The 11458-nt window shown below is 42.1% G+C and carries 11 protein-coding genes and 1 pseudogene; 6 read left to right on the forward strand and 6 right to left on the reverse strand.

What is annotated here, in order from left to right; genetic code table 11:
* The first annotated feature begins 624 nt into the window (after positions 1 to 624).
* Positions 625 to 1434 carry a sensor histidine kinase gene (locus ACFQNG_RS03720; RefSeq protein ID WP_379863515.1) on the forward strand — a complete coding sequence of 270 codons (810 nt, stop codon included), beginning with the start codon at positions 625 to 627 and terminating at the stop codon, positions 1432 to 1434.
* A complete protein-coding gene (locus ACFQNG_RS03725; protein ID WP_379863516.1) occupies positions 1412 to 2065 on the forward strand; it encodes a response regulator transcription factor in 654 nt (217 codons plus the stop codon). The genes ACFQNG_RS03720 and ACFQNG_RS03725 overlap by 23 nt, the downstream gene beginning before the upstream one ends.
* A gap of 450 nt (positions 2066 to 2515) precedes the next feature.
* Here the strand turns inward: ACFQNG_RS03725 and ACFQNG_RS03730 are convergent, their stop codons facing one another.
* The 3 genes from ACFQNG_RS03730 to ACFQNG_RS03740 all read right to left on the reverse strand — a co-directional run bounded on the left by ACFQNG_RS03730 (position 2516) and on the right by ACFQNG_RS03740 (position 5906).
* Complete coding sequence (locus ACFQNG_RS03730) at positions 2516 to 3298, reverse strand: alpha/beta fold hydrolase (RefSeq protein WP_379863517.1); 783 nt, start codon at positions 3296 to 3298, stop codon at positions 2516 to 2518.
* Between the two features lie 713 nt (positions 3299 to 4011).
* On the reverse strand, positions 4012 to 4386 hold the full coding sequence (locus ACFQNG_RS03735; RefSeq protein WP_379863518.1) for a YhjD family protein: 375 nt from the start codon (positions 4384 to 4386) through the stop codon (positions 4012 to 4014).
* Between the two features lie 137 nt (positions 4387 to 4523).
* Positions 4524 to 5906 carry a PepSY-associated TM helix domain-containing protein gene (locus tag ACFQNG_RS03740; RefSeq protein WP_379863519.1) on the reverse strand — a complete coding sequence of 461 codons (1383 nt, stop codon included), beginning with the start codon at positions 5904 to 5906 and terminating at the stop codon, positions 4524 to 4526.
* 780 nt (positions 5907 to 6686) lie between these two features.
* On the opposite strand from ACFQNG_RS03740, the gene ACFQNG_RS03745 reads away from it, so the two are divergent.
* The 4 genes and pseudogenes from ACFQNG_RS03745 to ACFQNG_RS03760 all read left to right on the forward strand — a co-directional run bounded on the left by ACFQNG_RS03745 (position 6687) and on the right by ACFQNG_RS03760 (position 8732).
* Complete coding sequence (locus tag ACFQNG_RS03745; RefSeq protein ID WP_379863521.1) at positions 6687 to 6944, forward strand: thioredoxin domain-containing protein; 258 nt, start codon at positions 6687 to 6689, stop codon at positions 6942 to 6944.
* Between the two features lie 88 nt (positions 6945 to 7032).
* On the forward strand, positions 7033 to 7857 hold the full coding sequence (locus tag ACFQNG_RS03750; protein ID WP_379863522.1) for a sensor histidine kinase: 825 nt from the start codon (positions 7033 to 7035) through the stop codon (positions 7855 to 7857).
* Positions 7858 to 8160: pseudogene (locus tag ACFQNG_RS03755) on the forward strand (response regulator); the annotation flags it as partial.
* Positions 8161 to 8357: 197 nt separating this feature from the next.
* Positions 8358 to 8732: an NUDIX domain-containing protein gene (locus tag ACFQNG_RS03760; RefSeq protein ID WP_379863523.1), complete on the forward strand. Its 375-nt coding sequence runs from the start codon at positions 8358 to 8360 to the stop codon at positions 8730 to 8732.
* Between the two features lie 549 nt (positions 8733 to 9281).
* Here the strand turns inward: ACFQNG_RS03760 and ACFQNG_RS03765 are convergent.
* From ACFQNG_RS03765 to ACFQNG_RS03775, 3 genes are all read right to left on the reverse strand, one after another.
* Positions 9282 to 9344, reverse strand: a complete 63-nt coding sequence (locus tag ACFQNG_RS03765) for an ATP-binding protein (RefSeq protein WP_379863570.1) — start codon at positions 9342 to 9344, stop codon at positions 9282 to 9284.
* A 104-nt stretch (positions 9345 to 9448) separates the two neighbouring features.
* Entirely contained in the window at positions 9449 to 9550 is a 102-nt protein-coding gene (locus ACFQNG_RS03770) for an ATP-binding protein (protein WP_379863524.1), read from the reverse strand.
* A gap of 307 nt (positions 9551 to 9857) precedes the next feature.
* Positions 9858 to 11438 (reverse strand): SagB family peptide dehydrogenase, encoded by a 1581-nt coding sequence (locus tag ACFQNG_RS03775; RefSeq protein ID WP_379863525.1) that lies wholly within the window; start codon positions 11436 to 11438, stop codon positions 9858 to 9860.
* Positions 11439 to 11458: the final 20 nt, after the last annotated feature.

Here is an 11458-nt window from a genome sequence, read left to right on the forward strand (position 1 = left end):
GTTATGAAAAACGGGCGGTTTATTTTTGTGCTGCCATTACCTTGATTTCCTTGATCATGTGGCTCAATTAATCATTCACCAGACACGCCCTAGTCATAATTTATTTATGACCTGATTCACTTATAATAGAAGAAAAGAAATGTGATAATGTGTGTAGGGATTCAAGTGAAGGAGGGATCTTAATGGATGGAATAAGAAGAGAGTGGCATTGGTTTGATTGGATGACTGTTTCTATGCGCACTTTATTTTATCTTTATTTTTATTTATCAATGCATACTGATCCAGGAACATTGATTCCTCTGAAAGGATATCCCTATTGGCTTTCATTAACAGGTCTCCCCTATGGATTTACACTGGGTTGGCTCATATTTTCTTTCTTTATTTCACACATTTTCTGGAACCCCAAGATTGTTCATCACATGTACGCGTATTGGGTCGAGATACTGGTAATCATCACCTTACTGATCTTTTGTTTTACAATCGACCTACGATTCTCACACTTACTTCCATTATATTGTTTGCAACTCGGCTTTATCGGACCGAAAAGAAATGTGACATGGAGCCTATCCTTGTTGCTTCTATTCATTATTATCATTGGCTGGTATCAGAAAGAAGTCAATTTATATGCATACTTCTTTTTTTGGAATCTACTGCTTCATCACTTTCGGATATTCTTACGTTTTCCATCGCATGATCGACTCTGAGCAACAAACAAAAAAATTGTTACTAGAAAATGAAGAACAGTATCGACTGATCCAAGAGAAAAACAAAGCGCTTGTCCAATATACAAAGCAAATTGAGAAAATGGCGATTGTTGAAGAGCGAAACCGAATGGCGAGTGAACTTCATGATACCGTTGGTCATACATTCACCTCTGTCATCATGGGTATGGATGCCGTATCCTATTTGATCGAATCCTCTCCCGAAAAAGCAAAAGAAAAGCTAGATGTTTTACGAGAGGTAATGCGAAAGGGTTTAGAAGAAGTACGGCAAAACATTCATCAAATCGCAGATGAAAAAACTTCTTCCCTGTCGATCCAGATGACTTTGTTAGCCAATGAATTTTCACTCCATACGGGAGCGCAAACGCGAATTGAGATCAAAGGAAAAGAATACGAAGTCTCCAAACCCATCCGTTGGACGTTGATACGCTGCCTTCAGGAATCATTGACCAATGCGAAGCGGCATGGTCAAGCAATGATGATTCAGGTGAAATTGCAGTTTTTACCACAGCGGATTCTATTAACCGTCTCAGATGATGGAGTGGGTGCAGAGGTAATCAAATATGGATTTGGATTAACTACGATGAAAGAACGATTACGATCTCTTAACGGAGAGCTTCAGGTACAAGCAGAACCGGGAAAAGGAATGACAATCATTTGTTCCCTACCAATCGGAGGTGAAAATGAACATGCGACTACTACTAGTAGATGATCAAGAGTTAATCAGGGAAAGTTTATCGATCGTATTAAATATGGAACCGGATATTGAAGTGGTTGGCCTTGCTGAAAATGGAGAAATTGCCGTGGAGCTTTGTGCATCGGAACAGCCTGATGTCGTCTTAATGGATATTCATATGCCCGTCATGAACGGTGTAGAGGCAACCAAACGCATTAAACAGCAATGGCCACACATTCGAGTCATCATTTTAACTACATTTCAAGAAGTTCAATATGTAGTCGATGCATTAAGCATAGGAGCAGAAGGATATCTATTAAAAGCGATTCATCCGAAAGATTTGGCGGCAGGGATTCGTTTGGTTTGGAAAGGAGAAACTCTGATTCCACAAGATATCGCAAAACTACTGGTATCACAGATTAATATGAACTCCCTTACACCCGAAACAAACATCCCCAAGAAAGAGCGTACCAAATTCGGTCTAACCGAACGAGAGGTAGAGGTTTTACAATGCTTGGCTGACGGACTTCATAATAAAGAAATCGCCGAGAAATTATTTCTCTCTGAAGGAACCGTAAAAAATTATATCTCCAGTATCTACTCTAAATTAGATGTTCATGACCGCTTAAAAGCAGCTAAAAAAGCGCAAGAGAAAGGTGTTTTATAAGTCCCTTTCACCTGTTTTTTTTAAAAGAATTCCTTGGTGCTAGTTCACCCACATATCGCCTATCCCTAAAAGGGATATCCTACCTCACTTTAAATGATGAAAGGAACATCAATTGAACTATCTGTATCTAAAATGTCATCAAAACCGAATCATTTTCTCTTTCTTGATTTCCCTTTTTAGACTCTCGGATGCGATTTGTAATGTTTCTGCAAATAGTAAGACATCTTCTCTATTGCTAAGCATCACGGCAAACATTTCTTGATCGCTCTTTTTACATGATGATATTCACATCATATATATCACCATTGATTGTTTGCTCTGAAAGGGTTGGGCACTGGCCCTGAAACCTCAAACAATAACAAGGGGTACCTATACCCCTCGGACAAAAATAAAACAGCCTCAGAAGTGAAAATTCTGGGGCTGTTTTATTTTTGTAGCTAAAGAGAACGATCAGCCAATAAATTGTATCAATAGCTGGTTAAACTTGTTACGTTCTTCCCAGAAAGCGCCATGACCGCTGTATTGAAACGGGACAAGCTGTGAATTTCTTATTTTTTGATTTAGTTCCCGAGCTTGTGCAAATGGAATCACTTGGTCGTGAATGCCGTGAATGATTAAAGTAGGGACAAATATTTTTTGCAGATCAGCATCAAGCTTCTCATCTCTTAGTAAAATGATGATTGCCGCGGTTGACCAACCTGCTGCTTGTAATCCCAATTGAAAAAACCAGTCTGAGAATGGGCCGGTTATATACTGAAAGAAAAAGGTGTCTATGATTCCCCGCATCATCTTAGGTCGGTCATTTAATGCTTCAGTAAGGAGTTTATTAGCAGTTTCTTTTGTAAAGCCTATGGGAGCCGCAGCGTCTACAAGGACAAGTTTGGATACTCCGTAACCATTGTAACGGGCCATATAATGAATCGCAATCGCTCCACCTGTGGAGTGACCCACGAGTGTGAAGTTGTCTAATTGAAGTGCACCAACTACAGTGCGTATGTCATCTGCCAATCGGTCATAATTGTAGCCACTCATTGGTTTATCCGACTTACCGAACCCTCTCCAGTCAATTCCTATACAGCGGTATCCCATTGTGGGAAGAACATCAAACTGATACTCAAACTGTTTATGGCTTAACGGCCAACCATGTAAAAACACTATGGTCTTGCTGCCACCGGGGTTTATATCTTCCACATATATACTTACGCCTGGTTCTACACTAACAAAGTATCCCACGCCGATTCCTCCGTTTAATTAAAGTGGCATCAACAATAAGATACTTACCTATGTTTCCCTAGGTGAGTATCTATTCTTTGCTTATACGCGATGGTGGCGGATGCTTACAATATGAGCACCCTTTGCAACTTGCACAGGGTTCTTTTTTTGGTATTCTTTTTTAAGTATATAAAGCGCTTGCTAGTAAATTTACCAACGCTTTATATCCATCTTTTTTCACTACAGTATATGGGGTTGGAAATTAAAAAGAACTCGGATTCTCCTCATACAGGAGGAAAATAATTGTTCATCATATTACAAAAAACCTTTTTCTTCCATAACCTTCTTCATGTTAACTCTTTTTCCTTAACTTGATGGGCATGTGTAGCAACCCCTGTATCTCCGCACTGGCTACCACCTGATCCAACAAAAGAGCTAAGGCTATCCCACAAGACAAGTCCACTACATATTCCATGGTCGGTGAGCCTTTACGGCTCTTTAGTGTAGATATCCACTTCCACAAAAAGTTGAACAAATAGTTTTTAGTCTGACAATTTTAAATTATATGTCTACAATATTATATTAAGTCAATAGGTAATCGGTGGAAATGGACAAAATAAAAAACGAGCCAGATATGACTCGTTGAGAGTGCTGACAAATCGTCGACAGTCCATTCCCCAACCGGTAACGGGCTTTTTTTTGATGACAAGATACCTTGCAGATCCTTACCGGCGTCATTTCAGTCCCAGAATCATCCGAAGCAATTCGTCGCATTCCACACGGATAGACTCGTTAAGATAACGCTGTTCATAAACTTGGCCGCCGACCACAAATTTGACGCTGCGGCCGAGCGTGTCCTGCGTTACGGACAGAATTTCCGCGCCGTTGGCCTGCAAATCCTCTCTCATGGCTGTGAGGTCATCCCGGATCATTTGGATGACCGCATCCATAAATTGCGCAAAAATCCATCCGGTGTGCATCGGTTTGGTCAGCGGCTTGTCTTTTTCCAAAAAAGCGACGAGCAGCTCCAGACAGATGCATTGCCTGATATTCTCCTGAATCTCTTCAGGATCCACTTCTCCGTGCGGTTCAAGTATCGTATCGATCAATTTAACCACCATTTGCGATAATCATGAATGAAATCAGGTTCTAATATAAATCCATTCCGCAAATAACGCAAGAGGGTTCATCAATAAATAGGGATTTTTAGTTTTATTTGGAGTGTGTCTGATGCTTTTCACTTCCATTACCCTACCCACTGTTTCACCTTTGGAATCTTTCTGACGACAAGAAAGTCCAACAAAAGCGCAATGATTAGAGAGACACCGACGAGCGGAAACAACACACCAAGAGCAATAATAATGATTGCTACCCATCTCATCATTTTAAAGTTTTTCGGTAGAGATGGAGCACCTAATTTCCCTTGAGGTCTCCGTTTCCACCACATCACAAGCCCACTTCCGGCAACAGCAATTAATCCCAAGCATGTGACGAGTCCTAGAATTTGGTTGAAAAACCCAAAGTAATGTCCTTCATGTAACGCAATACCAATGGAAATCACTTTTGCTAAAGGACCATAATCTTTAAAGCGTAAGTCTGCCAGCACTTTTCCGCTGTATTGATCGATATGGATAGTGGCTTGATTTTCTGGTTGATCTGGGTAGACAGAAACGGTATATACTCCTTTTTCTCCTTCAGGGAAGTTGATGTTATAACCTGGATAAACTTTCTTCTCTTCCGTAATTTTCATCACTTGTTCTACTGAAATCGGTTGAATTCCAGAAGATGAACTTGGAACAGGTAATTGTTCTGCTGCCCATGCTACTTTGGCAACATCTTTTGTTGGAATCGTGGACTCAGGCTTGGCTCCCCACAGGAAAGGAGGATACCCTGTATGAGTAGCAGTAGCAACTCGATTAATCATATCTCCCATCAAACCTGACCAAGGTAAGCCTGTAATAATGAGTAAAGCTACAAATGCAGATAACCAAAAGGCTGTTACGGCGTGCATGTCTCTCCAAAACAAGCGTTTTCCTTTGGATAGACGAGGGATCAGGATTCCATACAATGCTTTTCGTTCGCGTGGCCACCAGAGATAAATACCTGTAATAAGAAGAATAATTGCCCAACAAGCAGCGAGTTCAACCAAGCGGTCCCCAACCGTTCCCACCATGAGTTCTCCGTGAAGTTTCTCAATTTTACCCATCAAACGATCTTCATCGTTTAGTTGTCCCACAATCTTGCCATCATAAGGATTCACAAAAACAGTAAAAGATTGTTTACTGTTTTGAACGCCTACTTGTGAGGTTCGATTTGCTTCAAAGCTAGGTTGATAGCTAGTAATAGTTCCCTTTGGATAAGCCTTCTTCACTTCTGCCAACTGTGCAGACGGTTGAACTTTCTGTTGTCCAGCTTGGATATAGTAAAAATCTTGGTACATCCAGTTTTCTATTTGTGTCTTAAATAGATAAATCGCTCCTGTAATCGACAACATGACGATAAATGGTGCAAAGATGATCCCTGCATAAAAGTGCCAACGCCAAATCGCACTATATAATTGTTTCACTTTCCCTTGCTCTTCTTTTGGATTCGATGGATGATCTTGCACTGTTTGAGCTGATGTAGCCATGAGTGAGTTTCCCTCCTTTGTCGAATTAATATTTCCCTATGTGAGTATAGAATCTAATAGGAGAAAAGCCATGACTCTAAAGGGCTATTGTTTATGTCTAAATTGTGAACTGCATAAGGGAAGCTGTTTCGATTAGTGACTCACCTTGTAAAAAAAGCATGAACACCCTTTGGATATTGGTAGAGAACCAACAGTCCAAGTAACATCAAAAGGCTCGATAACGTAATAAACCATAAAGCTCGTTTTTCGTTTCGTTCTGTTTGAAAATTCATTTCTAAACCTCGTTCATTTTTCAGGTTGAATGATAAAATCTACTTTTACCCAATAGAAAAGCAAAAGAGTATCCAATAGCCCTTTTGCATCAAAATGTGAGTCAAGAGAAAATGGCTCTATTGAGCTATGGAGAAGATACCGGTTTTGATATAGAGTTAAAGAGACCCACATTCGTTGGAAATAACACGATCAACCACACTACGGAAAACTTTTTTACTCACGACTCACAGAGAATAAATTCAGATTTTGATATGGCTGTGGGAACCCAAGATATATACCTTCCTTTTATTTCACCGGGACTCTATTCAAGAGTCTCTTTTTGATGAGTACTGTTCATAAAATGACACACTTCATAGCTCGATCGTTTGAAAGTCCAAGTCTTGTTACACTTGATTGTGGAACATAACAAAACCAGTTTGGAGAGAAGAACAATGAAAAAGTAGCAGAGAAGTTTCCTGCTCTTGATGTCTTGTTCTTTTGTTGCTTTAGTTGGATGTAATTCCAGCAGTGTTGAAGGACTTTGCTAAGAAATACTCAGTTGATCTTCAAGCCTCTCATTATCTAACTGGTTACTCTTTTCAGCAAATCCAAGAGTTGGCCAAGAATAATTTTGGACAAGAACTGACCAAGATGAAAAAGGGTGTTAAGCACGGAAGAAGCTTTTACGACATCGATGCATCCGGAAAAATTGCAAAGGAATTTGATGGAATTAAGCCGGAATATGATCACATGGTTCAAGAGATCCAGTCGATTCCTTCATCATAAAAGAATAAAAGAAGCCGAATTCTAGCCTCTGTGGGTTAGAAATCGGCTTTCTCACTTCGTAGACATCTATACACAAGGAGTGATAGACATGTCTGATAAACAAATTAAATGGTTGATTCTCATCATTCCCACCATTGTCATTGGACTATGGGAATATGTGCGTCACGAATTTCTACTTTCTTATATTTCCATGGAGCTTGGAAACTGGTTATCACCTGTTATTGTCTTCTTTGTTACCATGACACTTCTCGTTCGATTGTTTAGGAGATACGAACAGCTACAAGAGCAACTGAAAAAAGAGCGAGCAGAGAAAGCAGTATTACAAGAGCGAGAACGGATTGCCCGTGAGCTACATGATGGAATTGCCCAATCTTTGTTCTTATGTTCAGTCCAAGTCAACCAAATGAAACAGAAGCAACCAAGTGATCAGGAATGGGAAGAGTTAGATAAAAGTTTACGGCAAATTCATGAATATGTTCGTCACTCGATTTCCAATCTAAAAAGTACCCCTGCTCCCACTCCAACTATGGAGTGGAAGGTTCGTGTCCAAGAGTTGGTGGAGCAGTTTCGTTTAGATACTGGAGTTTCAGTAGCTCTACACTTGGAATTGGAAGAAACTGAGCTGACAGCCAAAGAAAAAATTGAACTGTTTGCTTGCATCCGGGAAGCATTAACAAATATCCAAAAACACGCCCATGCCACACAAGTCGCCATTATACTTCGTCCTACTGAATGCGGCTGGGTTTTGGAAGTCGAAGATAATGGCCAAGGATATGCTGGAAATCCGTTTCAACAACCTCATCGCTTTGGGCTGAGAATTATGCAGGAACGAATGAGTGAAATGAAAGCGACTTTATCTTTTTCACGACAGCAAGGGAAAACGAAGTTAGTCATTCGCAAAGGAGACAGTTAAATGAATGTTCCGTATCGACTTGTGATCGGAGATGATCACGAACATGCTCGCAAAGCGATGCGAATGATTATAGAGAGTGATCCAGCTTTTGAAATCGTAGGAGAAGCTACAAATGGACAAGAAGTGATTCAACTGACTGAACAAACCATGCCTGATGTTATTTTGATGGATATTAACATGCCCATACTGAATGGTCTTCAAGCAACAGGGATTATTAAAGAGCGTTTTCCATATGTCAAAATCGTGATTGTAACTGTTTCGGATGACCCTTCAGATTTGTTTGAAGCCTTAAAAAAAGGGGCATCATGTGTTCGATTATACAGAAAATTGTTTAAGACGGAGTCACCTCTCTCAACCGCTAAAAGTTCCAATCCAATTTGAATTGCAAACGTAGATGCGGGCACCATTTTTCATTAGAAGACTTACATATTCCCAACCAACCTCAACTACTTTGTCATAATTGTCAATTTGTCTTCTACTTAGATCCAAAGCTGGTAGTAGTGGCAGTGGTTTTAAATAGAGAAAAAAACAAAGTATTACTTCTTCAAAGAGACGAAGAGCCTGGGAAAGGCTTATGGGCATTTCCAGGAGGACATGTTGAACGTGGACATGATCTTTTTGAAACAATAAAAAATGAGGTAAAAGAAGAAACAGGCCTTTCTGTAGAAGTTCATGAAATTATCAGTACATTCTCTTCTCCTGAAGATGGACTTATCCAATTGATCTACGAAGCGATTGCTGATAATGAAGAAGTGATTGTTAACATTGAAAGTAAAAAAGGTTGTTTTTTCTATTTTGATGATATCCCTTGGAATAAACTTGCATTTCCTTCAACTGAAAAGCTATTACGTTTGTATACAGATAAGAACAAGTAGTTCAACCTAAATTCTGTACCCTAACTCTTTCACCTATTTCTCTAAGCAGAGCTTCTTGTTTTCCCTGTTCGATTTTCCCTCAGGGTTTTGGCAAAAAGAGATTTATGTTTCCAAATTATTAAAATTTGCTCATGCGAAAAGCCGCGCTTATCGACTATTGAACACTATTGAAACAGCGGATTACAGTGATGTTCAGAGTGTAAAAGAGTTTCAACACATCCTTGATAATGAGGAGAACAAAAACGAATTAAAAGACCTAGATGCTCGCTACTCCACCCTAAATAAATTCCAATAAATAGGCCTTCGGTATAATACCGAAAGCCCTTTTTAATCAAAAATGCCACTTTCAAATCCTTTATTATTCTAATCAATCATTTTAATCAATACCTCTCTACTCTCCTCATTCACCGCCTGCTTCACAACCCCAACAATTTTCTCCACAGGAGATTGTAACCTCTCTGGTTAGAAAGATTATAGTAGACACCAAAATAAACGAGCGAGGAAGGCAGGAAGCTTCAGTGATTGCAGAGTTCCTATTCTCCAAAGTTACTACACGCACGGACAGGGATTCATCGAAGCCACCAGCATCAGCTCGGCGGGAAAAGTCAGCACGGCGCGCGCCCGGCCCAAGGTGACTTCCCAACCTTCTAAATATGGGAAACTGGCAACTTGTCCAATTACCCCACGACGCGATGGTCCAGGCTCACTTCCCCCGGCTAGAGCACGGTTCCGCCTCCGACCAAGCCCGCGGTGGATACCGTGTGGTGGGGCGAGCGGAATGAGCGCTCCTTGATCAAACTGGCGATGCTGCTCGTCACTTCCAGCGACTCATGTTGAATCGGAAATTCACTACAAAACGCTATCCTTTCCTATATTCCAATAGAAAGAATAGCGCTTTCGTATTCACCAAGATGCAGATATATGATGTTTTCTTGAACATGTGAAGGATTTATTGCAATTCTTTTCTGGCTGGGATGTACGTGTAGCCATTCCGCAAGTTAAAAAGTTACTGCCCATTTATGGATGAGAAGGATATATTACCTACAAGACACCAACTTCATTTTCAAAAAGGGAGTCAAAGGTTCGACTGTGTTAAGGATATTGGTCACTCATTGATTTGCACCCCTAGCCATGCACACTTCCCACCAATCGGGAGCCAAGACGATAGGGACCGACCGGGATTTGGATCAAGCTGGTTTTTCCTTGCGAAGCCAACTGGTAGATCTCATCACACAAGCTCGCTTCAAATCCAAGGAGCGGGTGCCCCCCCATCCCGATGGCAGACGCCGCCAGCAGTAAACGCTGCACGAGCATACCCGCTTCCATCTGTTGGATGCGATATCCTCTGTACCCCAGTGCCGTTTTGAGGTGATCCCGATCCCCTGCCACATGCAGGCAGAGCGGCACTTGGAACAGATTGACATTGTGCAAAGACATTCCCTCTTGCAACCAGAGCCGATGATCTCCGAGACGTACCCTCCGCAATGCATGAGCAGCGCTGTCATAGTGGTAAGCACCATCCGGAATGCCTTCAACGCCATACAAACAGCCATACAGTGAGACACGGGACTCGGGCTTCTCTTGTGCTCCATCCAAATCATTTCGATACGAGAAGGAAGCCGTCGCCTCTTTGAGCAGAGTGGCCAGTTGCAGTTGGCTTACCTTGCCCAAAACGAAATCCATCCCCGGTGAATGCCGCTTTCGGCAGACCGACGCCAGATCATACGACAACTGGTTCACGTGTGGCAGGGCCACCGCCTGACCCTCACAGTTCCCGTTCTTCTCCCCTGCGATTTGTCGAAACGATCCCAATGATTCCAGCATGGACGATTCGTTCATCTTGATCAGCATCGGATACTCCTTGATCCTCAGCGACCGGACGTGATGATCATGATGAACCTCTGTCAACTCCCGGCACAATTCAGTGGCGGAGACATCCCCGGCTCCACCATTCCCGTTAGCAAACCAAGCGATCGCAGGCTCCACCGACAGCGGAATAACCGCATACACGCTCTCCTCCTGTTCAGACAGCCCGAGCAGATGGTTAACGGCCCGATCAAGAAACTGGAAGCACACCCCCGATGCGAAGCCAAACCGTTTCGCCACTTCCAGCAACTGCCCGATCAGCACGCCAGCATCCAGCCCTTGCAGACGGTAGGCAAAGCTATTGTATTTAAAGAAATTTTTCCAAAACATGGTCGACACAAAAACCGTACCAAAACAAGCCGACACATCACATTGATTGCCAAGAGCCCGGGCTAGATATGAATCGAAATCGCCTTCGCGCAACAATACCAAGCGGTGATGTGCCACATCATAATGGTACACCCCGGCAGGCAAATCCTCCATTTTCAGATACATATATAATTCGTTTGGATACAACGCCCCACCGGAGGGAACAAACCGCCGGTACGACTGCATCAGGTCCACCGCTTGTTCCGAGGAATCCAAGGCATTTACTGTCTGGCAGCATTGAGTGAGCCCGTATACATACCAGAGAAAATGACCGATTCCGCGAAGATCGGGCTTCACAGGCTCTTCCCGTCCTTCGAGCGTCAGCGGCACTTCCGGTGAAAACGGAACCACAGGCAAGCCACGGTAAAGCTTATACGTAAGAGGCGCGTCTTCCCAATCCACCTCCCAGTCCGGCGGTTGGATCTTGTCGATGTCAAAATGCAGATTATACAGAAATGCCTCCAGACTCATCCTTCTTCCTCCTAGGCACG

Origin of the sequence: Laceyella putida, from assembly GCF_042665195.1 — a bacterium.
Lineage (GTDB): Bacteria > Bacillota > Bacilli > Thermoactinomycetales > Thermoactinomycetaceae > Laceyella > Laceyella putida.

Bases quoted from the DNA above. Each gene is read 5' to 3' on its own strand.
- ACFQNG_RS03720 (WP_379863515.1), top strand. From the start codon at position 625: ATGCATACTTCTTTTTTTGGAATCTACTGCTTCATCACTTTCGGATAT.
- ACFQNG_RS03740 (WP_379863519.1), bottom strand. From the start codon at position 5,906: ATGGCTACATCAGCTCAAACAGTGCAAGATCATCCATCGAATCCAAAA.
- ACFQNG_RS03750 (WP_379863522.1), top strand. From the start codon at position 7,033: ATGTCTGATAAACAAATTAAATGGTTGATTCTCATCATTCCCACCATT.
- ACFQNG_RS03775 (WP_379863525.1), bottom strand. From the start codon at position 11,438: ATGAGTCTGGAGGCATTTCTGTATAATCTGCATTTTGACATCGACAAG.
- ACFQNG_RS03725 (WP_379863516.1), top strand. From the start codon at position 1,412: ATGCGACTACTACTAGTAGATGATCAAGAGTTAATCAGGGAAAGTTTA.